24 protein-coding genes and 1 pseudogene are annotated in these 24,871 nt (G+C 64.7%); 8 read left to right on the top strand and 17 right to left on the bottom strand.

The window, feature by feature from the left end:
- Window positions 1-279: 279 nt before the first annotated feature.
- Window positions 280-708, top strand: a complete 429-nt coding sequence (locus N8A98_RS07475; protein WP_262170354.1) for a MerR family transcriptional regulator — start codon at window positions 280-282, stop codon at window positions 706-708.
- Window positions 644-1,069, top strand: coding sequence for a carboxymuconolactone decarboxylase family protein (locus N8A98_RS07470; protein ID WP_262170352.1), 426 nt, complete (start codon window positions 644-646; stop codon window positions 1,067-1,069). Before N8A98_RS07475 ends, N8A98_RS07470 begins: the two co-directional genes overlap by 65 nt.
- Window positions 1,070-1,146: 77 nt before the next feature.
- On the opposite strand, the gene N8A98_RS07465 is transcribed toward N8A98_RS07470, so the two are convergent.
- The 7 genes from N8A98_RS07465 to coxB all read right to left on the bottom strand — a co-directional run bounded on the left by N8A98_RS07465 (window position 1,147) and on the right by coxB (window position 7,550).
- Window positions 1,147-2,088 carry a sugar-binding protein gene (locus N8A98_RS07465; RefSeq protein WP_113122179.1) on the bottom strand — a complete coding sequence of 314 codons (942 nt, stop codon included), beginning with the start codon at window positions 2,086-2,088 and terminating at the stop codon, window positions 1,147-1,149.
- Between the two features lie 103 nt (window positions 2,089-2,191).
- A complete protein-coding gene (locus N8A98_RS07460) occupies window positions 2,192-3,226 on the bottom strand; it encodes an ABC transporter permease (protein ID WP_262170350.1) in 1,035 nt (344 codons plus the stop codon).
- Window positions 3,223-3,963 (bottom strand): ATP-binding cassette domain-containing protein, encoded by a 741-nt coding sequence (locus N8A98_RS07455; protein ID WP_262170348.1) that lies wholly within the window; start codon window positions 3,961-3,963, stop codon window positions 3,223-3,225. Before N8A98_RS07455 ends, N8A98_RS07460 begins: the two co-directional genes overlap by 4 nt.
- A 191-nt stretch (window positions 3,964-4,154) precedes the next feature.
- On the bottom strand, window positions 4,155-4,463 hold the full coding sequence (locus N8A98_RS07450) for a hypothetical protein (RefSeq protein ID WP_262170347.1): 309 nt from the start codon (window positions 4,461-4,463) through the stop codon (window positions 4,155-4,157).
- Window positions 4,460-4,894, bottom strand: coding sequence for a hypothetical protein (locus N8A98_RS23290; protein ID WP_315974535.1), 435 nt, complete (start codon window positions 4,892-4,894; stop codon window positions 4,460-4,462). Before N8A98_RS23290 ends, N8A98_RS07450 begins: the two co-directional genes overlap by 4 nt.
- Window positions 4,891-6,951: a cytochrome c oxidase subunit I gene (gene ctaD / locus N8A98_RS07445; RefSeq protein ID WP_315974534.1), complete on the bottom strand. Its 2,061-nt coding sequence runs from the start codon at window positions 6,949-6,951 to the stop codon at window positions 4,891-4,893. The genes N8A98_RS23290 and ctaD overlap by 4 nt, the downstream gene beginning before the upstream one ends.
- Window positions 6,948-7,550, bottom strand: a complete 603-nt coding sequence (gene coxB, locus N8A98_RS07440) for a cytochrome c oxidase subunit II (RefSeq protein WP_262170345.1) — start codon at window positions 7,548-7,550, stop codon at window positions 6,948-6,950. The genes ctaD and coxB overlap by 4 nt, the downstream gene beginning before the upstream one ends.
- Before the next feature lie 72 nt (window positions 7,551-7,622).
- Between coxB and N8A98_RS07435 the strand changes: the two genes are divergently transcribed.
- Window positions 7,623-8,177 (top strand): DUF2231 domain-containing protein, encoded by a 555-nt coding sequence (locus N8A98_RS07435; protein ID WP_262170344.1) that lies wholly within the window; start codon window positions 7,623-7,625, stop codon window positions 8,175-8,177.
- Here the strand turns inward: N8A98_RS07435 and N8A98_RS07430 are convergent.
- The 4 genes from N8A98_RS07430 to N8A98_RS07415 all read right to left on the bottom strand — a co-directional run bounded on the left by N8A98_RS07430 (window position 8,158) and on the right by N8A98_RS07415 (window position 12,691).
- Window positions 8,158-8,670: a CopD family protein gene (locus N8A98_RS07430; protein WP_262170342.1), complete on the bottom strand. Its 513-nt coding sequence runs from the start codon at window positions 8,668-8,670 to the stop codon at window positions 8,158-8,160. The two genes, N8A98_RS07435 and N8A98_RS07430, sit on opposite strands and share 20 nt — an antisense overlap.
- Window positions 8,660-9,409, bottom strand: a complete 750-nt coding sequence (locus N8A98_RS07425; protein ID WP_262171910.1) for a cytochrome c oxidase assembly protein — start codon at window positions 9,407-9,409, stop codon at window positions 8,660-8,662. The genes N8A98_RS07430 and N8A98_RS07425 overlap by 11 nt, the downstream gene beginning before the upstream one ends.
- Window positions 9,410-9,478: 69 nt before the next feature.
- Window positions 9,479-11,950, bottom strand: coding sequence for a membrane-bound PQQ-dependent dehydrogenase, glucose/quinate/shikimate family (locus tag N8A98_RS07420; RefSeq protein WP_262170340.1), 2,472 nt, complete (start codon window positions 11,948-11,950; stop codon window positions 9,479-9,481).
- Between the two features lie 210 nt (window positions 11,951-12,160).
- Window positions 12,161-12,691, bottom strand: a complete 531-nt coding sequence (locus N8A98_RS07415) for a TetR/AcrR family transcriptional regulator (protein WP_262170339.1) — start codon at window positions 12,689-12,691, stop codon at window positions 12,161-12,163.
- A 107-nt stretch (window positions 12,692-12,798) separates the two neighbouring features.
- On the opposite strand from N8A98_RS07415, the gene N8A98_RS07410 reads away from it, so the two are divergent.
- Window positions 12,799-13,575 carry an SDR family NAD(P)-dependent oxidoreductase gene (locus N8A98_RS07410; protein WP_262170337.1) on the top strand — a complete coding sequence of 259 codons (777 nt, stop codon included), beginning with the start codon at window positions 12,799-12,801 and terminating at the stop codon, window positions 13,573-13,575.
- A gap of 28 nt (window positions 13,576-13,603) precedes the next feature.
- Here N8A98_RS07410 and N8A98_RS07405 read toward each other — a convergent pair whose 3' ends face one another.
- From N8A98_RS07405 to N8A98_RS07380, 6 genes are all read right to left on the bottom strand, one after another.
- Window positions 13,604-14,311, bottom strand: a complete 708-nt coding sequence (locus N8A98_RS07405) for a FadR/GntR family transcriptional regulator (RefSeq protein WP_262171908.1) — start codon at window positions 14,309-14,311, stop codon at window positions 13,604-13,606.
- A gap of 11 nt (window positions 14,312-14,322) precedes the next feature.
- Complete coding sequence (locus N8A98_RS07400) at window positions 14,323-15,348, bottom strand: four-carbon acid sugar kinase family protein (protein WP_262170335.1); 1,026 nt, start codon at window positions 15,346-15,348, stop codon at window positions 14,323-14,325.
- Window positions 15,345-16,961: an ABC transporter ATP-binding protein gene (locus N8A98_RS07395; RefSeq protein ID WP_262170333.1), complete on the bottom strand. Its 1,617-nt coding sequence runs from the start codon at window positions 16,959-16,961 to the stop codon at window positions 15,345-15,347. Before N8A98_RS07395 ends, N8A98_RS07400 begins: the two co-directional genes overlap by 4 nt.
- Window positions 16,954-17,877, bottom strand: coding sequence for an ABC transporter permease (locus N8A98_RS07390; RefSeq protein WP_262170332.1), 924 nt, complete (start codon window positions 17,875-17,877; stop codon window positions 16,954-16,956). Before N8A98_RS07390 ends, N8A98_RS07395 begins: the two co-directional genes overlap by 8 nt.
- A gap of 11 nt (window positions 17,878-17,888) precedes the next feature.
- Window positions 17,889-18,803: an ABC transporter permease gene (locus N8A98_RS07385; protein ID WP_113122165.1), complete on the bottom strand. Its 915-nt coding sequence runs from the start codon at window positions 18,801-18,803 to the stop codon at window positions 17,889-17,891.
- 77 nt (window positions 18,804-18,880) lie between these two features.
- Window positions 18,881-20,326, bottom strand: coding sequence for an ABC transporter substrate-binding protein (locus tag N8A98_RS07380; RefSeq protein ID WP_262171907.1), 1,446 nt, complete (start codon window positions 20,324-20,326; stop codon window positions 18,881-18,883).
- Between the two features lie 357 nt (window positions 20,327-20,683).
- On the opposite strand from N8A98_RS07380, the gene N8A98_RS07375 reads away from it, so the two are divergent.
- From N8A98_RS07375 to N8A98_RS07360, 4 genes and pseudogenes are all read left to right on the top strand, one after another.
- Complete coding sequence (locus N8A98_RS07375) at window positions 20,684-21,856, top strand: sialidase family protein (protein WP_262170330.1); 1,173 nt, start codon at window positions 20,684-20,686, stop codon at window positions 21,854-21,856.
- Window positions 21,853-22,800, top strand: coding sequence for a 4-hydroxythreonine-4-phosphate dehydrogenase PdxA (gene pdxA, locus N8A98_RS07370; RefSeq protein ID WP_113122163.1), 948 nt, complete (start codon window positions 21,853-21,855; stop codon window positions 22,798-22,800). Before N8A98_RS07375 ends, pdxA begins: the two co-directional genes overlap by 4 nt.
- Window positions 22,797-23,728, top strand: a pseudogene (locus tag N8A98_RS07365) (dihydrodipicolinate synthase family protein). Before pdxA ends, N8A98_RS07365 begins: the two are co-directional and overlap by 4 nt.
- Window positions 23,721-24,860, top strand: a complete 1,140-nt coding sequence (locus N8A98_RS07360; RefSeq protein ID WP_262170328.1) for an iron-containing alcohol dehydrogenase — start codon at window positions 23,721-23,723, stop codon at window positions 24,858-24,860. Before N8A98_RS07365 ends, N8A98_RS07360 begins: the two are co-directional and overlap by 8 nt.
- The last annotated feature ends 11 nt before the right edge of the window (window positions 24,861-24,871 follow it).

The raw sequence follows: 24,871 nt of genomic DNA, 5'->3' as shown, positions 1-24,871 counted from the left end.
GCGCCCTTTGATGGGCACCCCGGCTGTTGCCGCGTATCAGAACCAGCAAGGCTCAGATTGATCACGTCAAGCTCGCCAGCAGGTGGTGATAGCACGCAGCATCACCGCTCGCTGCCGTCCAGCGCCGCAAAAGGATCGGCGGCCCGCACGCCGGCGTTCTGCAAACAACCCCGGCGCCTGGCTCGTGGCGCGCCGCCCACCAGTGACACGAAATGCCCCTTGACTTAGAGTGCGCTCTAACTTGTATCTGTCTCTGCGTCGTGACGAGAACGGGTGCTCATGAAGATCGGGGAACTGGCCAGGCGGTCGGGATTGTCGGCCCATACCATCCGCTATTATGAGCGGATCGGGCTGCTGCCCTATGCCGACCGGGACCAATCGAGCCAGCGGGACTACGACGCATCAATCCTGATCTGGATCGAATTTCTTGGCCGTCTGCGCACGACCGGGATGCCGATCCGGGAGATGTTGCGCTATGCAGCCTTGCGGGAACGCGGCGTCAGTACAGAGGCGGAGCGCCGCGAATTGCTGGAACAGCACCGTGAGCGTGTCCGCACCCATCTGGCCGAACTTCAGGCCTCGCTTCTCGCCCTCGACACCAAGATTGCCGGATATGCCGGCCTGGAACAGAGGATGAAGGACTATGACGCAACACCACCACAGCGTCGGCGAAAGCCGGCTGGAACGCGGCCGGCGCGCGCTCGCTGAGATCGATGGCGAAGCCGGGGAGAAGGTCCTGGCGTCCCTGGCAGACATCGCGCCCGACTTTGCCAGCTATGTGCTCGAATTTCCCTTCGGCGACATCTATAGCCGTCCCGGGCTTGATCTGCGGGCGCGCGAAATCGCCACCATTGCCGCGCTGACAGCCATGGGCAATGCCGCCCCGCAATTGAAAGTGCATATCGAGGCGGGCCTCAATGTCGGCCTGACGCATGATGAAATCACCGAGATCATCATGCAGATGGCCGTCTATGCCGGCTTCCCGGCCGCGCTGAACGGGCTTTTCGCCGCCAAGGAAGTGTTTGCCCGCCGGCCGGCTCCGCAACAGGGGGCTGCGCCACGCCGCTGACGGCGGCGGGCGATAGCGCAAGCAGCATGCGGGCCGCCGAACCGGGTTCTGGCGGCCCGCATTTGAGCGTGACGTGCCTATTTCAGGAAGTCGGCCACGTTCTCGGCGGTCACGACATCAACGCCCGTATAGATGATGTCTTCCACCGTCTCGCCCTTGGTCAGCGCCAGCAGCGTGTCCATGGCGACCTGGCCCATTTCATAGGGGCGCTGGCCGACCAGGCCATGCGCATAGCCTTCGCTCAGGAGCTGGAGCTGCTGGGGCAGGGTGTCGGCGACGACCAGGGCCAGCGCCTTGCTGTCGACATCGGCCTTGAAGCCATCCACGAAGTTCTTCCAGCCGTCGGGGGCGAACATTGGCCAGCCGCCAACCGGCACGATGGCGTCAATATCGGGATTGGCGGTCTTGAGATCGCCCATCTGCTGCACGGCAAGGGCAATATCGTCATTGGAGAAGGTCGGCGAACCCGGCACTTCGGTCCAGGCCGAACCGGCCAGGGCTTCGCGTACGCCATCGACACGCAGGGCCAGGTTGGGCGCAGCAGCGCCACCCGAAATCATGCCATAGGTGCCGCCATCCGGCTTGACCTGCAGCAGCAATTCGCCCAGCGCGGTGCCGAACTGCTTGTTGTCGGTGCCCACATAGGCCGAGCGCTGGCTATCGGGCGCATCGCTGTCAAAGGTGATGACCGGAATGCCCGCTTCCACGGCGCGGTTGATGACGGTGGTGGCCGCCGCAATGTCCGACACCGAGATGGCCAGCCCGTCGACGCCCTGGGTGATCAGGTCTTCGATGATCTGCGCCTGGGTGGCGGCTTCGTGTTCCACCGGCCCGATATAGGTGCAGGTCACATTGCCCAATTCCTTGGCGCGGGCTTCGCAACCATCGCGGGCCAGATCGAAGAACGGGTTGTTCATCGCCTTGGGAACCACCGCGAAAACCAGGCTGTCCTGGGCAAAGGCGGTGCCGCCCAGCAGCAGCGACGCGATCGTGCCGAGCACGAGAATAGATTTGTTCATTTTTGTCCTCCCAAAAACCGGATATCCGGTCACTTTCGCCGGCAGAGAATTCTGCCGGCCTCCCTACACCGCCGCGCGACCTCCTCGCCACGCGACGGCGATTTCAGCCGTTCCGCATGGAACGGAGGCGATCCACCAGCACGGCCGCCACGATGATGCAGCCCACCAATGTCTGTTGCCAATATGGATCGACCCGCGCCAGCACCAGGCCATTGCGGATCACCTCGATCAGCACGCAGCCGATAATGGCCCCGGCCGCGCCTCCGACGCCGCCCGCCAAATTGGCGCCCCCGATCACGGCGGCGGCGATGATGGTCAGCTCATAGGCGGTGGCCAGGTTTGCCGGCGCCGAGCCGAGCCAGCCCGAAATGATGATGCCGTTAAAGCCCGCCGCCAGCCCGCACAGCATATAGACCTGGATCTTGACGCGATCGACATTGACGCCGGTCAGCCGGCCCGCGCTTTCATTGCTGCCAATGGCAAAGACATGCCGCCCCCAGGCGGTATGGGTGAGCGCCAGCCACATGGCGATGGCGCAGATGATGAGATAGATGAAGGCGATCGGCACCACGTTGAACAGCTTGCCGGCCGTGACCAATAGGAACAGGTCCTTGTCCGGCCCCGCTGGAAACGTGCCGCGGCCATAGGTGGCCACATAAGTCAGCCCCCGCACGATCGAGAGCGTGCCCAGCGTGGTCACGAAGGCGCTCAGCTTCAGCTTGGCGATGGCAAAGCCGTTCAATAGCCCGATCAGCGCGGCAACGCCCAGCCCGCCCAGTAGCGCCAGGATCAGCGCGCCACCGGGAAAGAGGGCAAAGGACGCCCCCGCCAGCGCCCCCATGATGAGCGAGGTGACCGTGGCCGACAGCGCCATGGTGGAGCCGACCGAAAGGTCGATCCCCCCGGTGATGATGACCAGCGTGATGCCCAAGGTGGCGATGGCGATGAACGAGAAATTGCGCGTGATATTGGAAATATTGCCCGCGGTCAGGAAATTGGGCGAGAGCAGGCTCATCACCACGATGATGACGATCAGCGCGCCCAGCACATAGGCCGATTGGCTGGCGAGAAACCCCTTCTGCCAGAAGCGCGTGCGGCGCACATTGGAAAAGCCCTGCGTATCGATATTGGCCATCATGCAGCTTCCTTGGCGCCGGTAATGAGCGCGGTCACTTCTTCGGGCGACGTCTGGCCGATCGGCTTGTCGGCCACCTTGGTACCGCGCCGCATGACGATGACCCGCTCGCAGACGGCGAACACGTCGGGCATGCGGTGGGAAATCAGGATCACCGCAATGCCGGCATCCTTGAGCCGGTGGATCAGGTTGAGCACTTCGGCCACCTGGCGCACCGAGATGGCCGCCGTGGGCTCGTCCATCAGGATGACCTTGGCGTCGGCCAGCCTGGTGCGGGCAATGGCCACCGCCTGCCGCTGGCCGCCCGACATCTGGCGCACATAATCGTCGGCGCGGGTCTCCGATTTGAGCTCGGCAAACAATTCTGCCGCCCGCTGGTTCATCGCATTGTGGCGCAGGAAGCGGAACGGGCCGACATGGTATTTGAGCTCGCGGCCCAGGAAGATGTTCTGTGCCGCAGTCAGATTGTCGGCCAGCGCCAGGTCCTGGTAGACCGTTTCAATGCCGAGCTTGCGGGCCTCGCCGGGGCTGCCGATATGGGCGCTCGCGCCTTCAAAGGCCAGCGAGCCGGAAGTGGGCTGGTAGATGCCGGAGATGATCTTGACCAGGGTCGATTTGCCGGCGCCATTATCCCCCATCAGCCCGACCACCTCGCCCGGCTCGATCGAGAAACTGACATCGGACAGGGCCCGGATCGCGCCGAACTCCTTGGTCACCTTGTTGATTTCCAATAACGCCACAACACTCCCCCTATTGGCACGTAATGTAGCTATGCATCTGCGGCAGCGAGCGGCACGCGGCCGTCACTTCGCACAGTATTCCGATGCATGGAGGCTCCTCCCAGACCCTCCCCACCAGAATAACCACATTTCCCAATAGTACTACAATATGAATTTGTGGCTGGCCGACACGGGGGCCATATCAGCCCGCTTCAAATGCAGGCGGAAGCGAAGCTAACCGGGAGCAAAATCAGTATTGTTGCGGCCAGCGCTGCCCGGTTGGCCCATTTTGCGGCAATCGGCAAAACGCCCTTGTCGCCTGCCCAATGCGGCGTGGCCCAGGCCAACCAGGCCATGGCCAATATCGCCAGTAGATAGGCTGAGATCAGGATCAGGCGATGCTGCGGCCAACCATAAGCGCAGCCCAACGCCTGCAGCGCGTAAAATACGACAAAGGCCAGCGCCCACAGCGAAAAGCCGGCAAATAGCAGCAACAGCGCGCGGCGGCTTTGCCCGCTCATTGCATCGCCCCCAGCAGCAAGGTCAGCAACAGGCCCGGCACGATGGCCGCCGCTGCATAGAGGTTCCACAGCATGGCGAGTTCCGGGTCGGTGGCCCGGCGGGCCGAGACATAGCCCTGGCGCCAGCGCCAGATGGCATGCCCGGCCATCAGCGCACCGATGGCGCAATGCAGCGCACAATATCCCATGGTGACAAAGATTACCGCCAGCCGCGCATGCTGGCGCAGATCGCCCATGCCGCCCATCATCGTTGCCAGCATCACTGCCGCGAAAAGCTGGGTGACAATAGCGGCGGCCAGCCAAGCGACCGGCGAACGGCCCGCGCGATTGGCCCGCCGCGCCAGGTAGCCGGCAGCCCCGCCTGCAATCGCCCCGGCACCGGCCAGCACGGCGCTGGTGACCGATAAGCCTGCGGCAGGCATGGCGCTCAATTGGGCGCCACCACGGCCAGGAACAGGCCGCCGAACAGCAACGACGCGAACAGCGTCCCATTGGTGACCAGCGCCGTCCGGTTGGCGAGCACGCAGATATTGCCGCTGGCCTCGCCATCATAGGGCGCGGTTTCCCCCCGCCCGATATCGACCGGCCCCAGGTCATCTGTTCGGCCGAGCCGGCTTGGCCAGCACAGGAACAATGCCACCACGACCACGGCGGCCAGCGGCGCCAGCCAATATTGCCCGAACAGCAGGGCCAGGAAAAACGCGGCCGTCGCCAGAGCCGTCCAGAGCGGCAGAAAGGTCGGGTGCGGCAGCACGATGACATGCTCGACCTCGCCGCTGACCATGTCCACGCCCAGAGTTTCCATCTGCCCATCGCGCGCAAAGCCCAAATAGCCGTCGCCGCGCGCCAGCACCGGCCCGATTTCCGCGGGGCGCAACTGGTCGGCCCGGCGCTCGATCCGGGGCAGCGCGGCAAAGGCATAATGCGGCGGCGGAGTGGGCATCGCCCATTCGAGCGTTGCCGCCCGCCAGGGATCGCGCCGGAACGGCTTGCCGAACCGCAGCTGCAGCACGAGGTCCGCCAGCACCAGGGCAAACCCCATGGTCAGGATAAAGCTGCCGACCGAGGACAGCAGATTGAGCCAGTCCCAGCCCCAATTGGACGGATAGGTCGAGATGCGCCGCGGCATACCCATCAGCCCGGTCACATGCATGAAGAAGAACGTGGCGTTGAACCCGATCAGGATCAGCCAGAACGCCGGCACCGAGAGGCGGTAAAGGCTCTGCCGCCCGGTAATATGGGGCAGCCAATAATAGAGCGCGGCCAGCATGGGGAACACAAAGCCCCCCACCAGCACATAATGCAGATGGGCCACGACGAAATAGCTGTCATGGGCCTGGGTGTTGAAGGGCACCATGGCCAGCATCACCCCGGTCAACCCGCCCATGACGAAAACCGCGAAAAACCCCGCGACATAGAGCATGGGCACGTCCCAGCGCGGCCGCCCGCTGGCCAGGGTCCCGATCCAGGCAAAAATCTGGATGGCCGTCGGCACGGCCACGAGAGCACTCGCCGCCGAGAAAAACGCCAGCGCCAGATGCGGAATGCCCACGGTGAACATGTGGTGCACCCATAGCCCGAACGACAGGAACCCCATGGCCACGATGGCCGCGATCAGCGCCCGATAGCCCAATATGGCCCGCTGCGCGAACACCGGAATGATGGTGGACAGCACCCCGGCCGCCGGCAGGAAGATGATGTAGACTTCCGGGTGCCCGAACAGCCAGAACAGGTGCTGCCACAGCAGCGGATCCCCGCCGCGCTCCGGATCGAAAAACGGCAGCCCGAAGGCCCGTTCCAGCTCGAGCAGGATCGAGCCCAGGATCAGCGGGGGAAAACCCACCACCATCATGCCCGCCGTGATCAGCATGTACCAGCCGAACAGCGGCATGCGCGCCAGCGCCATGCCCGGCGCCCGCATCTTGAGAATGGACACCACGATCTCGATGGCGGCGGTCACGGCCGAGATTTCGACGAAGGTAATGCCCAGGAGCCACACATCGGCGTTGATGCCCGGGGTATAGGGCCGCGAGGACAGCGGGGTATACATGAACCAGCCGCCATTGGGCGCCACCCCCGCCAGCATGGCGACAATCAGAATGCTTCCCCCCATGACATAGCACCAGAAGCCATAGGCGGTGAGGCGCGGAAACGCCATGTCGCGGGCGCCCAATATCTTGGGCAGCAGATAAATGGCCAGGCCCTCGAACATGGGAATGGCAAACAGGAACATCATCACCGTGCCATGCATGGTGAAGAGCTGGTTGTAGATGTCGGGCCCGATAAAGGCGCTATGCGGCGTCGCCAGCTGCGCCCGGATCAGCATGGCCAATAGCCCGCCAATGGCGAAGAACAGCAGCGCCACCAGCATGAAGCGCTTGCCCAGAATGGTGTGGTTGACGCTCGACAGCCGCCCCCAGCCCGGCGGCGTCCCCCAGATCCGCGACAGCTGCTTGTGGAGGGCAATGGGCGATAGCGGCGCGCTCATGAGGCCCCCTCGCGCAGTCGCCGATACTCCGCCATCGGATGCGCCTCCACCCGGAACATCATGCTGTCGTGGCCCGGCCCGCAATATTCCGCGCAAATGCCCCAATAGATGCCGGGCGCGTCCGCTTCCAGCCGGATGACATTGCGCCGCCCGGGGATCGCATCGATCTTGCCGCCCAGCCGCGGCACCCAGAAGGAGTGGATGACGTCGGCTGTGGTCACCATGACATCGACGGGCTCCCCCGCCGGAATATGCAGCGTGCCGTCATCCGTCAGGTCACTGCCGGGATAGCCAAACCGCCAGGCCCAGCGTTCGGCATGGGCTTCCACCGAGATTGGCGCCGCGCCCCTGGGCAGCAATTGCTCCCCCAGCACCAGGGCCGTGCCGGTCAGCAGGATCAGAATGGGCAGCGGCAGGACGAGGCCCCCGCCGACAATCCACTGCGCGGCACTCAGCCGGGAGAGCCATTCGGGCCTGATATAGGAGAGCGCCAACAGCCCCATCACCAGCACGAACAGCACCGCCGAACCCGCCAGCATGATCCACCACAGCGTGGCCAAATTCTGCGCCCGCGGCCCCGCCGGATCGAGCGCCGACAAGGCGCCGCTGCAACCGGACAGGGCGACACACGTTGCGCCAAGCAGGACCAGTTTCGGCCCGGAGGCTTTTAGATGGTGCAGGAAACCGACGAGGAGATCAGCGAAACGGCGGCCGGGGAAAACCCGCCCGAGGCGCGCGCCGATCATCCCAATCCCGCCATTCGCGCCGTGGCCGAAAAGGATATCGGCTCGGCCATCGCCGTTGCCGGCCACCCCATCCATGCCATGCTGGTGCATTTCCCCATTGCTCTGGTCATCTGCACCCTGGGGATCGACCTGATCTATTGGTGGACCGGCGATCCGTTCTGGGTCGATGTCGGCCTCTGGTCGGCCAGCGCCGCCTTCATTTTCGGCGTGCTGGCAGCCATTGTGGGCACGGCGGAATTGCTGGCCGTGCCCGGCATCAGGGTGCGCGTCGCCAGCTGGAACCACGCCGTGGCCGCCATGGTGCTGCTGGCCGTGGCCGGCGCCAATGCCGGGCTGCGCCTCTATTGGCCCGAGCAGATCCTGCCCAATGGCCTGGCGCTGTCCGCATTGGCCAGTGTGGCCACCGGATTTGCCGGCTGGCATGGCGGCAAGCTGGTGTTCGATCATGGCGTGGGCCTGCTCATATCCACCCGCCAATAAGCCCGCCGGCCATTTTCGACAGCGCGCCGGGCGCAAAGAACGCCGCCATCTCGCTCGACATGGTCAGCGTGGGCTTGCCGAGCACCAGCATCAGGATCGAGCTGATCACCAGCAGTGTCCCCGGCACCACCATGGCAAAGCGCCACGCCGGATAGCGCCCGTCCGGCTCGAACAGCTTGAGCACCATCAGCCCCGAAAAAATGTGGATGCCCGCCAGCACCGCCACCAGTGCCAGCTTGGCCGAAAACCAGGCCTCGTAGGTGCCCTGCAGGAATATCAGCACCGTGCCCGAGCCGATGGCAAGGAAGGCGGCAGGCGACACCACGCCCACATAAAGCCGGCGCGTAAAGGCATGCAGCCGGTATAGCGCGCGGTCCTCGAGCCCGGCGCGTTGCCGGTACATGAAGGGCAGGGCGATCAGTCCCGCCGACCAGAAGGCGATGGCCCCGATATGAATAGCTTTGAGCACGACGCTCAGCCAGTCATTGAGCATGAGTGACCTTGCCGCCCAGGCTTTCCAGCAATCGCCACAAAGCCAGCATCAGCAGCGGCACATTGGCCGGCACCCACAGGATCAGCCCGGCCAATTGCTGGTCCTCGAGCGGCGTCAACCCGAACGTGGAAGTGGTCGCCAGGTGCGGCAGGTAAAGCGGCTGCGGCGCAAACACCAGCAGTGCCCCCAGCAGCCCCATCTGGATCGATGACACAAGCGCCGCCCCGCCCGACAACAGCGCCGGCCCGCGCAACAGCGCCAGCCACAGCCAGCAGGCCGAACCGAGCAAGCTCACCTGCATCGCCCAATAGATCGCGGGATGTTGGAACGTGGCCACGTAAAAATCCGGCACATGCCAGAGCCACAGCATGATGCTGGACAGCACCAGCGCCGGCAACAGACCCAGTGGCGATCTCCACCCCCGCGGCATGGCCAGCACCAGCAGCGGCGCCATCGCCATCATCAACAGGCCATGGTGGACAATCCTGGCGGAAAACAGCGCAATGGTCAGCGCACAGAGCGGCGAAACGAACAGCACAACGGCCACCAGCCACGCCAGCGCAAACGCGATCTGCCGCCGGTCACCGGCCCCCCGCAGCAGCGCCATGCCCAGCAAAGCGCAAGCCACCAGAGCAGCGATGAGAACCGGATCGAAATTCCAGCGCGTCCACAGCGTGTCGAGCACGGGCGGGCTGCCGCAATAGCTCATCGAATAGGAAAACGCCGCGCCAGCAACCATCAAGCACCCTCTTGTTCATCAAATCCGGGTCGGCATTCCCCGGCCTGGTGCCGGGGAATGCTCATGGCCTTACTCGACCTGCTGGGGCAGCGCATAGGCGATGAAATAATCCCCGATCGGGGTTTCCATGAAGTCGTGCCCGCCCGCATTGATCACCACGATCTGGCGGCCGCCGGCCTCATAGGTCATCGGCGTCGCCTGCCCGCCCGCCGGCAGCACCACCTGCCATACTTCCTCGCCAGTCTCGATATCGATGGCCCGCAGGATATCGTCGGTCGCCGCCGCGATGAAGAACAGCCCCGAAGCCGTGATCACCCCACCGCCATTATTGGGCGTGCCGATATCGACCGGCAGCATGGAGGGAATGCCGAAGGGACCATTCTTGCGGGCCGACCCGAACGGACGGTCCCACAGCACTTGCCGCGTATTGAGATCGATCGCCGCAATCCCGCCATAGGGCGGCTCCTTGCAGAGGAGGCCCGTGAACGGCACCCGCCAGCCGGCATTGACCCTGATGCCATAGGGCGTCAGCGCCTGCGGGCTGAGGCTGCCATGCGAGCCGGATTCGGTATCCGGATCATAGTTCGGATCGGTGATCGGCAACACGCCCAGTGCGTCCACCTCTTCGCGCGGCACCAGCTGGTTGTAATTGGGCATGTTGTTGTAATTGGCGATCATGATGCCCTTGGTCGGATCGACCGCCACCCCGCCCCAGTCCGAGCCGCCGTTGTAGCCGGGGAACTGGATCCAGGGCTGGTCGACCGTGGGCGGAGTGTAGACGCCCGCATAGCTCGCCTGGTGGAACTGGATGCGGCACCACAGCTGATCGAGCGGCGTCGCGCCCCACATATCCGCCTCGGTCAGCTCGGGTTTGAGCAGATTGGGGAAGTCCGTCACATAGGGCTGGGTCGGCGATAGCCGCTCCGGCTCGACGCCGCCCTGTGGCGCGGGACGCTCCTCGATGGTGACCAGCGGCTCGCCGGTTTCCCGGTTGAGGATATAGAATTGCGCCTGCTTGGAGGGCATGATGATGGCCGGAACGGGCCCATCGGCGGTGGGGAAATCCACCAGCGTGCCTTGCCCGCCCAAGTCATAGTCCCACACATCGTAATGCACGGTCTGATAATGCCAGCGCACCTGTCCGGTCTCGACATCCAGCGCCACGATGGCGGTCGAATAGGTGTTTTCCGCCTCGGACCGGTCGCCGCCCCAATAGTCGACGGCCGAATTGCCCATCGGCAGATAGACCAGCCCCAATTCGTCATCGCCCGAGGCAATGGTCCACACATTGGGCGTGCCCGGCGTATAGACTTCGCCCTCGGGCGGCGCCCCAGTTTCGCCCGGCCGGCCCATATCCCAAGCCCATTCCAGCTCGCCAGTTACCGCGCTATAGCCGCGGATCACGCCCGATGGCGCCTCGCGTGTCTGCCCGTCGCTGACCTGGCTGCCCACCACCAGCACATCGCGCACCAGCGTCGGCGGCGAAGTCGGTGCGTAAAAGCCGGGCGCCGTATCGCCAATGCCTTCGAGCAGGTTGACGATACCGGCATTGCCAAAGTCAGGGCAGGGCTGTCCCGTCTCGGTATCGAGGGCGATCATGCGCGCGTCATGGGTAAGGTTCACCACGCGCGTCGCGCACAACTGGTCCGCCGGTGCGGTCGGGTCCTCGAAATAGACCAGCCCCCGGCACGAGGCATTGTAGCCAATGGCGTCGGTCGAGACGACCGGATCATAGGTCCAGAACTGCGTGCCCGTCGCCGCGTCGAGCGCCGTGATCTTGTTCAGCGCCGAGCACAGATAAAGCCGGTCACCCACTTTGACTGGCGTATTCTGGTTGCCAAAGGCCTCGTCATCGGTCGGCAGGTCCCCCGTGCGGAATTCCCAGATCTGTTCAAGCTGGCCTACATTGTCGCGGGTGATCTGCTCGAGCGGCGAATAGCGCGTCGCCTTATGCGTGCCGCCATAGGCGGGCCAATCCACCCCGGTCTCGAGCGTAACATAAGTTGGTGTCGCTGCCGCCGTCGGGGCAATATCGGGCAGCGCCGGTGCGGCCTCAGCCGGCGGCGTTTCGATCACCGGCGCATTCTCCTGCGCCATCAGTCGCCCGACGCCGCTCTGGCTGATGCCAACCACGCCGAGGCCCGCAATAATCGTCACCGCCGCAGCGGCCATGCCACGGCGTAAAGGCCAATCGCCCTTGCGCAACTCGGGCAGGGTGGTCAGCACCAGAATGAGCACCACACTTGGCGCCACCAGCCGCGGCACCTGCGCCCAGCCATTGAACCCGGCCTCCCACAGCGCCCAGATCAGCGTGCCGATAAAGGTCACCAGATACACCCAGATCGCCGCGCTGCTCCGCCGATAGAGCAAGATGGCTGTCGCGAGCAGGCCAATCCCGGCCGGCAAATAATACCAGGACCCACCCAAGGCGATCAGCCAGACGCCGCCGGCCGCGATCGGCAAACCAAAGATCAGGATGATGGTGGCGACCAGCATCGCCCACCAAAATGCAGCACCCCTAGCGTTTTCACCTCGCGCCATCCGCCGTCTCCTCGCATTGCTGACAAGGACGCAACGCGTCGGCCCGGCCACAGTTCCGCCGTGTTGCGGACCCGGCTTTTAGGTTGCACACCGCGGCAAATTTGATCGCCGGGGGTCAGGTTTTCAGGGCACTGGAGCCATTATGGCGCTGGCATCCCCGTCGTGAGAGCCGGCGATTTGCCGCAAAAGTGTCGATTTGTCGCGCCCGCCTCACACGCCGACGAAGTCCCGCGTCGCCTGCAGGATTTCTTCGGACAGCGCCTCATTGTCGGCGACGCGCGCCAGGATCAGCCCGCCGATCATCGCCGCCCAACTGCCGATGGCCTTGGTGCTTTCCGCCTTGCCGCCGGCGGCAAAGGCATCGACCTGCTTCTGGATCATGTCGCTCAGCACATGGCGCGTCTCGGCCGGCCCCCGCGCGATTTCGGTGCCCAGCGTCGCATAGATGCAGCCATCGCCGGGATTGTCGCGATGCTGCTTGGTCAGATATTGGCTGGCAAAGGCCATTATGTCGCCGGCCGGCACAAAGCCGCCGTCATTGGCCAGCGCGTCGGCCAGCGCCTCGTTGAGCAAGTCCTGCTTGCTGGCGAAATGGCGCGGAAACCCGCCATGCGTCAGCCCCGCGGCGTCCATCACCTGCGCCACGCTCACCCCGTCCACGCCTCGCTCGCGGAACAAATGCGCGGCGGCATCCACGATGGCCTTCCGGCTCTGCGCCTTCTGTTGCTGGCTGGTCCCCATGGTTCAAAACTCCCGCAAAAATTAGATGACGGCCATCATCTTGACAATCAGGATGATGGTCGTCATCTATGTGGCATCGATCAACCCAGTTTACAACAGGTACTCAAATGTCCACCGCACTCATCACCGGCGCTTCGGCCGGCATCGGCGCCACCTATGCCCGCCGCCTCGCCGCCCGCGGCTATGATTTGACCATCGTGGCGCGCACCACGGCCAAGCTCGAACAGCTGGCAGCCGAACTCACCAGCGCCCATGACATCAAAGTGGAAATCCTGACGGCCGACCTCACCGACGCCGCCCAACTGGAAACGATCGCCGATCGCCTCCGCACTGGCGCCCCGATCGACCTGCTCGTCAACAATGCCGGCGATAGCCTGCCGGGCACCTTCACCACCACCCAGCCCGCCGACCTCGATTGGCTGATTCAGCTCAATATCACGGCGCCCACCTTGCTCGCCTCGGCCGCCGTGGCCGGCATGATCGAACGCGGCCATGGCAGCATCGTCAATGTCGGGTCCGCCACCGCCCTGCTGCCTGAATATTTCCCCGGCATTTATCCCGCCACCAAGGCTTATATCCTGACCTTCTCGCAGGGCCTCGCCGCCGAAGTCGGCCCCAAGGGCATCTATGTGCAGGCCGTGGTTCCCGCCGCCACCCGCACCGCGATCTGGGATCGCTCGGGCGTCGATGTCGATAATCTGCCCAATGTCATGGAAGTCGACGATCTGGTCGATGCGGCGCTGATCGGTTTCGATCGCAAGGAAGCCGTCACCGTCCCGCCGCTGGGCGATCTGTCGCTGTGGCAAGCCTATGAGACCGCCCGCCTCAGCATGGGTCCCAATATCAGCGGCACCCCGGCCGAACGCTATCGCAAGGTCGCCTGAGCCCTGGCTGGCGCCATCCAGGCGCCAGCTAAACCCGCCCCTGGCGCGGCTCGAACAGGCGATCGCGCGAGCCGGTCAGGTGAGTTTTCATCATCTGGCGGGCACCCTCGGCATCGCCCAGCCGGATGGCTTCAAAGATCGCCGTATGTTCGATGAACACATGGTTCAGCCCGTCGCTGGTGCTGCGCAGCGACATGCCGTGAAACCGCATGCCCACCGCGATATGCTCTTCCAGCGCCTGCATAGCGGTGGCGAAATAGGGATTGGCGGAAGCCTTGGCGATGCCCAGATGAAACATGAAATCGGCATCGGCCCGGTGTGCCTGCCGATTGGTGGCGTCGCGCAAGAGGTCGAGCGCCGCCTTGATGTCCTGCAGCGAGCGGTCGGTGCGGCGATGCGCGGCCATGGCGGCGGCTTCCGGCTCCATGGTGAGGCGGAAATCGTAGCAATGCTGCAGGTCGGACAGGTTCTCCATCTGCCCAAAGCCCAGCGGTTCGCGCAGGCCATGGTCGCGCACGAAACTGCCCGCGCCGCGCCGCGAATAGATCAGGCCCTGGTCGCGCAGCCGCTGCAGGGCGTCGCGCACCACGGGGCGGGACACCTGGAATTCGGCCGCCAGCGTATGCTCGGTGGGCAGGCGTTCATCCACGCCATAGGCGCCCGATTTGATGGCCCGCAGGATCCGGTCGAAGACCGCGTCAGAAAGGCTGCGTCTGACGTTGAGACCATCTGACATCACGGTTTGTGTCACTCCCATTCGTGCCCGCCGGAGGACGCGAGGAGGCGGACCAGCGTGTCCTTGTCCCCAAAACCCCCCGATTTGGTGATTATCGTGAAACCGCCGGCCCGGGCAATAGGCAGCCCCGGCAGCGCCTCGCCGACTAGGGTAATCAGCCCGATGCCCAGCGCTTCAAGGATCGCCTGCGCGGTCGCACCCCCCGACAGCACCAAAGCCGTTCCCGTTGCCGGCCTAAGCTCCTGCAGCACCCGCGCCAGATTGACCGCAACCACTGCCGGCGCCGCCGGCTCCGCACCCGCTACTGCCTGCAACAGCGTCAGGCGCCCGGTAACCAGCTCCGCGGCAATTCCGTTCGGCGCCGCGATATAGGCCAGCCCCGGATAACGCTTGCGCAGGGTTTCGGCCTGCTCCACGGTGATCGGATCGGTCGAGCCGATCACGCAGATGACCGGCCCATCCGGCGCCAGCTGCGGCGCCGGCACAGCCTTGTCCGACCATTGCTCGGCCAGCGCCTCCGCCAGCCCCCGCGCGCCGATCAGCAGGTCATGCTCCTGCGCTCGCAGCGCCGCAGCAATCTGTTCCTGGCTCGCCGCATCGGGAATGCTGGCCGTGGCCGCATGCGTCCCCAGCCGCGCCGCCACATCGATCGGTTCATCCAGCCCGAACCCGCCCAGCTGCCCCTTACGCACCCAGCGCCCGAAGGCCGGAATAGCCGGGACAACGAGGCTGCTGCGGTGTGGAATGGCGTCCAGCTCGGCGGCAATATTGCCCTTGAGCCGGGAATCGATCTTCTTGAAAACCGGCACGCCCGGCGGCAGCTGCGATACCACATCGGCAACAGCCGCCCGCGCCGCCTCCGGCGCAATCTCCCGGCTGTCGGTCGATACCCCGACAATCTCGGCGCCGCTGGCCAGCGCCTCGGGCAAGCCCGCCACATCCAGCGCGATCACCGTCGACAATCCCCGCATGGCAAAGGGCGCACTGGCGTCGAGCGCGCCCGTCAGATCGTCGGCAATGATAACCAGACGCGTCATGCCTGCGCCGTAGCAAGAAGGCGGCGCTGCGCCTGCACGTCCGGGTCCGGATCGAGCGCCGCCGCCAGCAGGCGCTGGGTATAGGGATGGCTCGGCGCGCTGAAAATCTGCTCGGTGGGTCCCCGCTCGACGATTTCGCCCGCCTTCATGACGATGACGGTATCGGCAAAATCCCGCACCACGCCTAGGTCATGGGCGATGAACAGGAATGAAATGCCCAGCCGCTCGCGCAGATCATCGAGCAGCGCAATCACCTGCGCCTGGATCGACACGTCGAGCGCCGACACGGCCTCGTCGCAGATGATCAGTTCGGGTTCGAGCGCCAATGCCCGTGCAATGGCGATGCGCTGGCGCTGCCCGCCCGAAAACTGGTGCGGATAGCGGCTGGCATGTTCGGCGCTCAGCCCCACCTGCTCGAGCAGTTCGCGCACCCGCACCTGCCGCTGGTTGCGGTCCGGCATCAGCCGGTGAATGTCCCAGCCTTCGGAAATCAGCTGATAGACCGACATCCGCGGATTGAGCGATTGGGTGGGGTCCTGGAACACCATCTGGATCTGCCGGCGCACTCCCAGCAGTGCCGAGGGGCTCATCGCCAGCAGGTCCTGCCCCTTCCAGAATGCGGCCCCGCTATCGGCGGTTTCGAGCCGCAGGATGGCACGCGCCAGCGTCGATTTGCCCGATCCGCTCTCCCCCACCACGGCCAGGCTCTGCCCGCGCGCCAGGGTCAGCGACACATCCTTGAGCGCGGTGAAGCGGCCATAGGTCTTGCACAAGGCCTTGGCCTCGAGCAGCAGCGGCAGGTCGGGTTGCAGCGTCTTGATCTGCCCCTTGCCTGGCGCCGATCCGATCAGCTTTTGCGTATAGGCATGTTGGGGCGCGTGATACACATCGCGCACCGAGCCCTGTTCGACGATTTGCCCTTGGCTCATCACCACCACGCGGTCGGCGATTTCGGCGACGACGCCCAGATCATGGGTGATCAGCACCAGGCCCATGCCGGTCTCGGCCTGCAATTCCTTGAGCAGAGCCAGCACATCGGCCTGGATGGTCACGTCGAGCGCCGTGGTCGGCTCGTCCGCAATCAGGATATCGGGCTTGAGCGCCAGCGCCATGGCGATCATCAGGCGCTGCCGCTGCCCGCCGGAGAATTGGTGCGGATATTTGCCCACCGCGTTGTGCGGTTCGGGAATGCCAACCCGGTTCAATAGGTCCAGCGTGCGGGCGCGCGCTTCGCTCATCGGACGGCCATGCGCCGTCATCATCTCGGCGATTTGCCAGCCCACCGGATAGACCGGGTTGAGATGGCTCAGCGGGTCCTGGAAGATCATGGCGATGCGCTTGCCATTGATGGCGCGGCGCTGTTCATTGCTCATGGCGAGCAGGTTCTGGCCCTCGAAATAGATTTCCCCGGCAATGATCTGGGCGGGCGGAATATCGAGAATATTCATCACCGCCGAGGCCGAGACCGATTTACCCGAGCCGCTTTCGCCCAGCACGGCCAGCGTCTCGCCGCGATTGATGCTCCAGGACACATCGCGCACGGCATGCACCGTGCCGCGCGCAGTGTGGAAATCGACCGATAGATTGCGCACTTCAAGCAGGGCGTTACTCATCTTTGGTGCTCCGGGCTTCCAGCCGCCAGCGCTGGGACGGGTCGAGCGCCACGCGCATCCAGTTGGACAACAGGTTCAGCGACAGCGTGGTGATGACGATCAATAGCCCCGGCCAGAAGGCCAGCCACCAGGCGGTCGTCAGATAGGGGCGGCCCTGGGCAACCATCAGGCCCCAGGTAATGTCGGGCGGCTGGATGCCGATGCCCAGGAATGACAGCGAGGATTCGGCCAGCATGACGAAGGCGAAATCCAGCGTCGCGATGGTCACCAGTGTCGGCGCCACCACCGGCAGGATATGGCGCAGGATGATGCGGCCATTGGAGGCGCCCATCACCACCGCCGCCTGCACGAACATGCGCTGGCGCACTTCGAGCACTTCGGCGCGCGTGGTGCGCAGATAGATCGGAATGCGGGTAATGGCCAGCACCAGGATCATGTTGGGGATCGAGGGTCCCAGCACATAGAGCACGATCACCGCGATCAGCAGCGAGGGAAACGACATGATCACGTCGGCCAGCCGCATGATCGCCTGCGACACATGCTTGCCCAGATAGCCGGCCAACAGGCCCAGCACCGCGCCCACCACCATGGCGGCAAGCACCGTGCCGGCGGCAACCAGCATCGTGCTGCGGGCGGCAACGATCAGCCGGGCCAGCATGGGCCGCCCCAGCGAGTCGCCGCCCAAAACAAAAGCCCAGCCCCGCGCCAGATCGAAGGGCGGGCTATTGCGGCCGCGCAGGTTCTGGCTGGTCGCCAGATCGCTCAGTAAAGCCGGGCCCAGCAGCGCGAACAGCACGATGATGATGAGCACGATGGCTGACACAAAGGCCAGCTTGTCGCGCCACAACATGGCCAGCAGCGGCGCGGCGCGGCTCTTTGTAGGGGCAGGGGGAATGGCAGTGGACAGATCGGACATGGTCTTGCGCCTCAACGCCGGATGCGCGGATCGAGCAGGCCATAGGCAAGGTCGATCAGGATGTTCATGAGGAAAATGGCGATGGCGGTGACCATGATGGCGGCCAGCACGACATTGAAATCGCGCTGCAGGATGGAATCGATCATCAGCTTGCCGATGCCCGGAAAGCCGAAAATCGTCTCGACGATCACCGCGCCATTGAGCATAGCAGCGGCCTGGTCGCCGATCACGGTAATCACCGGCAGCATGGCATTGCGCAGCGTATGTACGAAAATGATCGGCAAATTGCGCACGCCCTTGGCGCGGGCCGTCTTGACATAGGGCGCCGACAGCGCGCCCAGCATCGAGCCACGCACCACCTGCACGATCAGCCCGAACGGGCGGATGAACAGCACTGCGATCGGCAATATCCAGTGCCAGGGCGTGCCGACCCCGGAGGTGGGCAGCCAGCTCAGATTGATCGCGAAGATCACGATGGCGACGATGGCGATCCAGAAGTCGGGCGCCGAGGCGGCGACCAGCGAAACGATGGACACCAGCCGGTCGAAAAACCCGCCGACATTGAAGGCAGCCAGCGCGCCCAGCACGATGGAAGCAATCACCACCAGCGTCATGGTGATCAGCGCCAGCGGCAGCGTCCAGGCATAGGCTTCCATCACCACTTCGATGGCGGGGCGCGCCTTGCGCAGCGATTGCCCGAAATCCAGATGCAGGAAATCCCACACATAGCGGCCGAATTGCTCGAACAGCGGCAGATCGAGCCCGTTCAGCGCGCGAAACTGCGCCTTCATCTCTTCGGTGGCGTCGATCGGCAGAAACAGGGCCGCGGGGTCACCGGTGAGGCGCGACAGGAAGAAGACCAGCACCAGCAGGCCCAGGAGCGACAACAGGCTGGCAATGGCCCGCTGCGAGATCAGTTTGGTCATGGCCGCTAATCCGGTTTGACAAGTGACACGATGCCGGGACCAGCCCGGCATCGCCTGATTATGAACCTGAGACAGGCTTACTTGAAGCCGATCTCCGACAGCTGCAGCTGCTGGTTGGTCGCAATGGTCGGGGTGAAGTCCAGACGCTCGCTGACGCGGCTGAGGCCAACCATGTGGAACAGCAGGACATCCGCAGCGATATCGTCATGGACATAGGCGAACAGTTCGGACCACAGGGCCGCACGTTCGTCCCCGGTTGCCGCCGAAGCGCGGGCAATCAGGTCATCCACCTTGGGGTCGTTGACGCCCGACTGGGTGCCCTTGCTGTCATACTTGAAGAACATCGAGAAGGCCGGGTCGCCGCGGCTATTGTCGTGCTGCGCCAGCACCAGACGGGTGCCGGTGCTTTCGGGATAGGGCTTGGAATAATACTGCTCGTGTTCGGCAACTTCCACCATGCGCAGCGTGGCGTTGAAGCCAACCTCGTTGAGCATCTGCACCAGGGCCTCGGCGACCTCGGTCACATTGGGGAAGTTCTCGGTGCGTGCCACGACTTCAATGGGCAGGCTGGTATCCACGCCGTCGGCCTTGGCTTCGGCAAGCAGTTTCTTGGCCAGTTCCGGATCGAAAGCCGGCGGCGACAGGTTGGGGTTCCAGCCCAAAGTGGTCGGCGGCACCATGGCCACAGCCAGTTCGGTCCCCTCGGGCAGCACGGTGCCGATAAAGGCTTCGCGCTCGATGGCGGCATTCAGTGCCTGGCGGACCCGCAGATCATTGGTCGGGGCATCCTGGCTGTCGATGCGCAGATAGACGGTTTCCGAATTCAGATAGCTGAAATCGGTGGCCTTGTTGTCAGCCACTTCCGCCGTGATCTGCGGCGCGATATCGGCTTCGCCCGCCGCAACCATGCCGGCACGCACGGCAGGCTCGGAGCGGAACAGATAGGTGGCCTTCGTCACCGCGGGGGCTTCACCCCAATAATCGTCGCGGCGATCGAGCACGATCTGCTGGCCGGCGGTCCACTCGCTCATCACATAGGGACCGGTGCCGATCGGGTCGCGCACGAATTCCATCGGCGTTTCCGACGGCACGATGGTGACCAGACTCATCAGCAGCGGCAGGATCGGCTGGGCCGGCTCGGCCTTGACGTCGATCGTGGTGTCGTCGACCACGGTGAAGGTCAGGTCGGTATCGGCGAAATAACGCGCGCTTTCGCAGCTCATCTGGTCCGAGAACACGCGGTCGAACGAGTGCTTGACGTCATTGGCGTCGAACGCGGTGCCGTCCGAGAAGGTCACGCCCGGGCGCAGCTTGAACTGCCAGGTGCCATCGCCCTTGTCTTCCCAGCTTTCGGCCAGGCGGGGCATCAGACCCTTGTCGCCGCGCACGTCCAGCTCGGTCAGCGTCTCGCTGATATTCTGCAGGATGACGCGGCCGATATTGGAGCGCGTGGCCATGCAGGGATCGACCAGGTCGAGTTCCTCGCTAAGCACCACGGTAATGTCGGTATTGGACTGGGCCATGGCCGGGGCAATGGCGCCCGAAGCCAGCAAGCCGGCGACCAGAAGCTGTTTGAAAATCAATTCTACCTCCCTTGCAGCTGATCCAGACGTGAACGCCGCTGCGGAGCGCCCACCCGTTTCCTCAGGGCGCCAGCATAGCCGGTCCACCCGTGGCCGGCACTATCTAGCGACACCCGGGAGTTGTCAAACAAAAATCAGAAAATGCCAGATTACGCAAAGAGGTGAGAATTTAACACGTTGAAAATAAAAGATAATTACAAAACCAGCCGCGCAATTTTGGATTACATACCCGGAATAATAACTTGACAACATTGCGCCAGCCAGCAAGTTTGCGGCAACCAGGAGGCGGGGAGAGACATGACTCCAGACGAGATCGCGGCGCGCATGACAGGGCAGATCGAGCCGGCCGGCCAAGGCCTGCAGGCGGCCTATTTGCCTTCGCCCATGGTGCAGAATCACGCCGCCTTCATCGAGCGCCTCGACGACGGCACCCTGGCCTGCCTGTGGTTTGGCGGCACGCTCGAGGGCAAGTCTGATATTTCCATTTTCGGCTGCACCCTGGCTCCCGGCAGCGATCGCTGGTCGGCGCCGATGCGGCTGAGCGATGATCCAGACCGCAGCGAGCAGAACCCGGTGCTGACGCGGGACGGGCAGGGCCAGTGGCAGTTGTTCCACACTGCCCAGCCCTCCGGCAATCAGGACGAATGCCTGCTGCGCGCCCGCCAGATTACGCTGACCGATGGCGTGCTCAGCGGCGGCGTACCGCGCATTCTCGATCTGCCCCTGGGCACCTTCGTGCGCGGCCGTTTCGTGCGGCGCGCCGACGGCGCCTGGATGATGCCGGTCTTCCGCTGCATTCCGCGCCCGGGCCAGCGCTGGAACGGCAGCCACGATACCGCCGGGGTCGCGGTGAGCCACGACGATGGCGCCACCTGGACGCTGAGCGAAGTGCCCGGCTCGATCGGCTCGGTGCACATGACCATCGTGCCGCTCGAGGGCCAGCACATGGCCGCCTTCTACCGCCGCCGTCAGTCCGATTTCGTGCATCGCTCGGAAAGCCGCGATGGCGGGGTGACCTGGTCCGCGCCCGAGCCCACCGACGTGCCCAACAATAATTCCTCCATCAACGTCATTCGCCTCGCCGATGGGCGCCTGGCCATGCTGTGCAATCCGGTCTCGGCTGCGACATCGAGTGACCGCCGCACCTCGCTCTATGACGAGATCGAGGAGGGCGATGATCGTCCCGACGCCAGTGGCGGCTGTGCCCCCATCTGGGGCGTGCCCCGCGCGCCAATGACCCTATGCGTTTCCACCGATGGCGGCCGCACCTTCCCGCTGCGCCGCATCGTCGATGACAGTCCCGGCACGTGCCTCTCCAACAATTCGGTGGATGGGCGCAACAAGGAACTATCCTACCCCTATCTGCTGGAAGACGGCGATGGCGCGATCCATCTCGCCTATACCTATTTCCGGCGGGCCATCAAATATGTCCGGCTGCCTAAGGGCTGGATCGACGGAGACGCAGCATGAGCGAGCTGATTGGCATTACCATGGGTGACCCCGCCGGGGTCGGGCCCGAAATCGCGATCCGCGCCTTGGCGGAAATGTCGCCTGCCGACCGCGCCCGCACCCGCATCTATGGCAATCGCGCCACGCTGGACCTTGCCGTCGCCGCGACCGGCGCCGCGATCGATCTTGATGGCCTGGTCGAGGACCTGCCGATCGAGGGCGGCCCGCTGCCTTGGGGGAAACTGGATCCCCGCGCCGGCGACGCCGCCTTCCGTTTCATCGAAAAAGCCGTGCGCGACGCCCAGGCCGGCACGATCGGCTGCATCGTCACCGCGCCCATCAACAAGGAAGCGCTGAACCTGGCCGGCCATCACTATGATGGCCACACCGGCATGCTGGCGGCGCTGACCGGCCAGAAATCCGCCTTCATGCTGCTGGCCTCCGAACGCCTCAAGGTCATTCACGTCTCGACCCACGTGTCGCTCAAGACCGCCATCGATCGCGCCACGCCCGAGCGTATCCTGGCCACCATCCGCGCCGGCAATGACCACCTCAAGCGCATCGGCTACGCCAGGCCGCGCATCGCAGTCGCCGGCATCAATCCGCATTGCGGGGAAAGCGGCCTCTTCGGTACCGAGGATGATGTACAGGTCGTGCCGGCCGTGGCCATGGCGCAGGCCGAGGGCATCGACGTCAAGGGCCCCATCTCCGCCGACACCGTCTATCACCGCGCCTATAACGGCGCCTTCGATCTGGTGATCGCCCAATATCACGATCAGGGGCACATCCCCATCAAGCTCGTGGCCTTCGATACCGCCGTCAATGTCTCGCTCGGCCTGCCCATCGACCGCACCTCGGTCGATCACGGCACCGCCTTCGACATTGCCGGCACCGGCAAGGCCAACCACACCAATATGAACGAAGCCATCGCCTATGCGCGCCGCCTGGCCGGGGGAAACAAGTGACCAATCCGACGAGCAATCTCCCCATTAGCGGCGTCTTCTGCGCCTCGGCCACCCCGATCCTTGAAGACGGCACGCCCGATCACACAGCCTTCGCCGCCCATTGCCATGCCCTCCTGCAGGATGGCTGCGACGGCATCGCCCTGCTCGGCACCACGGGCGAGGCCAATTCCTTCAGCATCGCCCAGCGCCAGGCCCTGCTCGAGCGGGTCATCGCCGCCGGCATCGATCCGCAGCGCCTGTTGCCCGGCACCTCCCAGACCAATGTCGCCGATACCGTCACCCTGATGCGCCATGCCGTCGAGGCGGGCGTGAAGGCCACGGTCGTGCTGCCCCCTTCTATTACAAGGGCGTCAGCGACGAGGGCCTGTTCCGATTCTATGCCGAAGCCATCGAAGGCGTCGGCCGCGACGATCTGCGCGTCGTGCTCTATCACATCCCGCCCATCGCCCAGGTCGGGCTGTCGCTGGACCTGGTCGGCCGCTTGCTCGAAGCCTTTCCCGGCATTGTGGTCGGCATCAAGGACAGCTCCGGCAAGCTCGACAGCATGCAGGCCTTTGCCTCCAGCTTCGCCAATTTCTCGGTGCTCGCGGGCGCCGATCCCTTCATGCTGCCGCTGCTGCGCTCGGGCGGCGCGGGCTGCATCACCTCCAGCTCCAATCTCATCGGCAAGCATCTGCGCGTGGTGTTCGACCATTGGCATGACCCGGCTGAAGCGGCGCGCGTCGACAAGGCGCAGGAGCGCATCAACGCCTGGCGCGATCTCTCCAACGCCTATGTGCAATTGCCCACCATCAAGGCCATGCTGGCCCGCCGCCGCAATCATCCCGGCTGGACCCGCGTGCGTCCGCCGCTGGTCGAACTCGCCCCGGCCGAACTCGACACAGTCTGGAGCCAGATGGCCGAACTCGAGGCACAGGACCATGTCTGAACTTACCCTGTCCATGGCCCGGCCGATCACCCTGCTGCAGCCCGCCCGGCTCGAAATCGGTGCCGGCGCCGTCGCGCGCCTCGCCGATTGGGCGGCCCCCTATCGCCGCGTCTTCATCGTCGCCATGGCGCCCACTGTCGGCTTTGTCGACCGCATCGGCCTTACTGGCGCGCTCGAGACCTTCATCGACCTGCCGCCCGAACCCGACCTGCCGGCCGTCGAAGCGGCGCTAGCCGCGGCCCGCGCCTTCCGGCCCGATCTGGTCATCGGGCTGGGCGGTGGCTCGGTCATGGATGTGGCCAAGCTGGTCGCCGTGCTCTGGGATAGCGACAAATCGGTGCCTGACGTCGTCGGCGTCGGCAAGATCGAAGGCCGCCGCACGGCGTTGGCGCAAGTGCCCACCACCTCCGGCACGGGTTCGGAAGCCGGCATTCGCGCGCTGGTCACCCATCCCCAGACCTTGGCGAAGCTGGCGGTCGAAAGCCCGTTCATGCTGGCCGATATCGCCATTCTCGATCCCGAGCTGACCTATTCCGTGCCGCCCGCCGTCACCGCCGCCACCGGCGTCGATGCGCTGGCCCATTGCGTCGAGGCCTTCACCAATATCAAGGCCCACCCGCTGATCGACGGCTATGCAACCCTTGGCATCGAACTAGTGGGAAAATATCTCGCCCGCGCCGTGGCCGATGGCGCCGATACCGAAGCGCGCGCCGGCATGATGCTCGCTTCTTATTACGGCGGCGTGTGCCTGGGCCCCGTCAATACCGCGTCCGGCCACGCCCTGGCCTATCCGCTGGGCACCCGCCTCAAGCTGCCCCACGGCCTGGCCAACGCCATCATCTTCCCGCACGTGCTGGCCTTCAACGCCCCCGCCCGTCCCGACAAGACCGCCGAGATCTGCCGGCTGCTCGGCCTCCCACCGGCCGATGGCACCCAGGCAATCCTCGCCGCCGCCATGGATTTCTGCCGCAAGCTGGGCATCGAAATGCAGCTGTCCCGCCATGGCGCCACCGCTGAAGCCCTGCCCGAATGGGCCACAGAAGCCCACGCCATCCGCCGCCTGATGGACAACAATCCCCGCCCCATGGCCGTGGATGATGTCCTGCAAATCTATCGTACCGCCATGAGCTGACGGTACGGCCT

The sequence above is a fragment of the Devosia neptuniae genome, assembly GCF_025452235.1.
In the GTDB taxonomy this organism is placed as follows: domain Bacteria; phylum Pseudomonadota; class Alphaproteobacteria; order Rhizobiales; family Devosiaceae; genus Devosia.
This window is presented reverse-complemented; position numbering and strand designations above follow the sequence as displayed.

Bases quoted from the DNA above. Each gene is read 5' to 3' on its own strand.
- N8A98_RS07475 (WP_262170354.1), top strand. From the start codon at position 280: ATGAAGATCGGGGAACTGGCCAGGCGGTCGGGATTGTCGGCCCATACC.
- N8A98_RS07470 (WP_262170352.1), top strand. From the start codon at position 644: ATGACGCAACACCACCACAGCGTCGGCGAAAGCCGGCTGGAACGCGGC.
- N8A98_RS07465 (WP_113122179.1), bottom strand. From the start codon at position 2,088: ATGAACAAATCTATTCTCGTGCTCGGCACGATCGCGTCGCTGCTGCTG.
- N8A98_RS07460 (WP_262170350.1), bottom strand. From the start codon at position 3,226: ATGATGGCCAATATCGATACGCAGGGCTTTTCCAATGTGCGCCGCACG.
- N8A98_RS07450 (WP_262170347.1), bottom strand. From the start codon at position 4,463: ATGAGCGGGCAAAGCCGCCGCGCGCTGTTGCTGCTATTTGCCGGCTTT.
- ctaD (WP_315974534.1), bottom strand. From the start codon at position 6,951: ATGAGCGCGCCGCTATCGCCCATTGCCCTCCACAAGCAGCTGTCGCGG.
- N8A98_RS07435 (WP_262170344.1), top strand. From the start codon at position 7,623: ATGGTGCAGGAAACCGACGAGGAGATCAGCGAAACGGCGGCCGGGGAA.
- N8A98_RS07430 (WP_262170342.1), bottom strand. From the start codon at position 8,670: ATGCTCAATGACTGGCTGAGCGTCGTGCTCAAAGCTATTCATATCGGG.
- N8A98_RS07425 (WP_262171910.1), bottom strand. From the start codon at position 9,409: ATGGTTGCTGGCGCGGCGTTTTCCTATTCGATGAGCTATTGCGGCAGC.
- N8A98_RS07420 (WP_262170340.1), bottom strand. From the start codon at position 11,950: ATGGCGCGAGGTGAAAACGCTAGGGGTGCTGCATTTTGGTGGGCGATG.
- N8A98_RS07415 (WP_262170339.1), bottom strand. From the start codon at position 12,691: ATGGGGACCAGCCAGCAACAGAAGGCGCAGAGCCGGAAGGCCATCGTG.
- N8A98_RS07410 (WP_262170337.1), top strand. From the start codon at position 12,799: ATGTCCACCGCACTCATCACCGGCGCTTCGGCCGGCATCGGCGCCACC.
- N8A98_RS07405 (WP_262171908.1), bottom strand. From the start codon at position 14,311: ATGTCAGATGGTCTCAACGTCAGACGCAGCCTTTCTGACGCGGTCTTC.
- N8A98_RS07400 (WP_262170335.1), bottom strand. From the start codon at position 15,348: ATGACGCGTCTGGTTATCATTGCCGACGATCTGACGGGCGCGCTCGAC.
- N8A98_RS07395 (WP_262170333.1), bottom strand. From the start codon at position 16,961: ATGAGTAACGCCCTGCTTGAAGTGCGCAATCTATCGGTCGATTTCCAC.
- N8A98_RS07390 (WP_262170332.1), bottom strand. From the start codon at position 17,877: ATGTCCGATCTGTCCACTGCCATTCCCCCTGCCCCTACAAAGAGCCGC.
- N8A98_RS07385 (WP_113122165.1), bottom strand. From the start codon at position 18,803: ATGACCAAACTGATCTCGCAGCGGGCCATTGCCAGCCTGTTGTCGCTC.
- N8A98_RS07380 (WP_262171907.1), bottom strand. From the start codon at position 20,326: ATGGCCCAGTCCAATACCGACATTACCGTGGTGCTTAGCGAGGAACTC.
- N8A98_RS07375 (WP_262170330.1), top strand. From the start codon at position 20,684: ATGACTCCAGACGAGATCGCGGCGCGCATGACAGGGCAGATCGAGCCG.
- pdxA (WP_113122163.1), top strand. From the start codon at position 21,853: ATGAGCGAGCTGATTGGCATTACCATGGGTGACCCCGCCGGGGTCGGG.
- N8A98_RS07360 (WP_262170328.1), top strand. From the start codon at position 23,721: ATGTCTGAACTTACCCTGTCCATGGCCCGGCCGATCACCCTGCTGCAG.